Source organism: Terrabacter terrae, assembly GCF_039529575.1.
Taxonomy (GTDB): domain Bacteria; phylum Actinomycetota; class Actinomycetes; order Actinomycetales; family Dermatophilaceae; genus Terrabacter; species Terrabacter terrae.
In genome coordinates, this window is record NZ_BAAANB010000092.1 from 1 (window position 1) to 1,579 (window position 1,579).

Consider the following 1,579-nt stretch of genomic DNA (forward strand, 5'->3'; position numbering starts at 1 on the left):
ACGAGAGCGGTCTTGATGCGGGTGCCCCCGACGTCGACGCCTACCACTGCTTCCCGCATCACGGAGCGCAGTCTATGAGCACTAGTGCTCGAATCAGCATTCGTTCGCGCACGTTCGGACAGAGCGGGGGTGGGCACCCGGTCAGGATGCCAGTCCGCAACCCCGCCTGTGTCCTGATCGTCCGCTTTGGCTCGCCCCTTTCGCGGCACGGGCGTGGCGGCATACGCTCCCTCTGTCGCGACCTCGCCGGCACGGAGGGCACTCCGGCCGGGCGGGCTGAAACGTCGACTCCACGACACGACAAGGAGACGACGTATGCCGTCACAGCCGACCCAGCCCACCCAGCAGACCGATCCGGCACCGCCCACCGGCCCCACCGCAGACACCGTCCCGCAGCGCCTGCTCGCCTTCCTCGACCGCCTCGGCGCCGAGCTCGACCGGCGCGGCGACGCCGTCGCGCTGCTCGGCCTCGGGTCGGTGGGCCGCGACCTGCACCGCCTCGACGAGCACTCCGACGCGGACTTCTTCGTCGTCGTCGACGACGGGGCCGCCCGCGACCGCTACCTGGCGGACCTCGACTGGCTCGAGGCGGCGCAGCCTGTCGTCTGGTCGTTCGAGAACAGCGGTGCCGGCCGCAAGGCGCTGCTCGACGGCGGGCTCTTCGCCGAGTACGCCGTCTTCTCCCTGGCCGAGCTCGAGACCGCCGGCTACCCACCGGGGCGCCTGCACTGGAGCCGCGCCGACGCGCCCGTCGGTCTCGAGATCCCGAAAGCGCCTCTCCCGCAGCCCCACTCGCTCGAGCACCAGGTCGGCGAGGCCATCACCAACCTCTACGTCGGCCTGCATCGCGACCTGCGCGGCGAGCGCCTGACCGCGACCCGCTTCATCCAGGGGTATGCCGTGGACCGCTGGGTCACGGTGCTCGGCCACCTGGGGCTCGGTCGTGGACCGCAGCAGGACCTCTTCGTCGTCGACCGCGGAGTCGAGCGGCGGTTCGACCCCGAGCTTCTCCCGCTCGCCGACCTCATCCCCGGCTACGAGGGCAACGCGCATGCCGCGGCCACCCTCCTGAGGCTGCTCGAGGCGCACGTCGAGCTCCACCCCTCGATCGCGACCGCAGTGCGCGACCTCGTCGAGCGGGCCCGCGCGGACGCTCAGGCGCGGTCCGGCCCCAGCTCGAGCACGTAGACGAGGAGGCGGAGGTCCCGCACGGGCGACCAGTCCCGCTCGGGGGCGCGCCGGAAGCCGAACCGCTCGTAGATGGCGTGGGCGGCGTGCATCGACGCCTGCGTGGACAGGACGACGCGGCGGCGTCCGAGCGCCCGGGCGCGCTCGATGCACTCGCGCACCAGGGCGGTCCCGATGCCCCGGCCACGGCCGGCAGCAGCGACCGCGAGGGTGCGGAACTCCGCCTCGCCCGCGCCGGCCACGTCGGCGAAGGGGCCGGGACCCTCCACGAACGCGACCCCGCCCAGCACCGTGCCGTCCCGGTCCACGGCGACGAGCACCTCTGTGTGCTCGGCCCGGTGCGCGACGTCGCGCAGCACCTCGAGGTAGGGGTCCTCGGCGCCGAAGTCGA

At 73.1% G+C, this 1,579-nt stretch carries 2 protein-coding genes; one reads left to right on the plus strand and one right to left on the minus strand.

The genetic code is table 11. The features are described 5' to 3' along the window. The first annotated feature begins 315 nt into the window (after positions 1–315). Positions 316–1,188: a hypothetical protein gene (locus tag ABD194_RS19400; protein ID WP_343994544.1), complete on the plus strand. Its 873-nt coding sequence runs from the start codon at positions 316–318 to the stop codon at positions 1,186–1,188. On the opposite strand, the gene ABD194_RS19405 is transcribed toward ABD194_RS19400, so the two are convergent. Beyond that, the coding region (locus tag ABD194_RS19405) for a GNAT family N-acetyltransferase (RefSeq protein WP_343994546.1) at positions 1,155–1,579 on the minus strand (425 nt) is incomplete at its 5' end. The two genes, ABD194_RS19400 and ABD194_RS19405, sit on opposite strands and share 34 nt — an antisense overlap.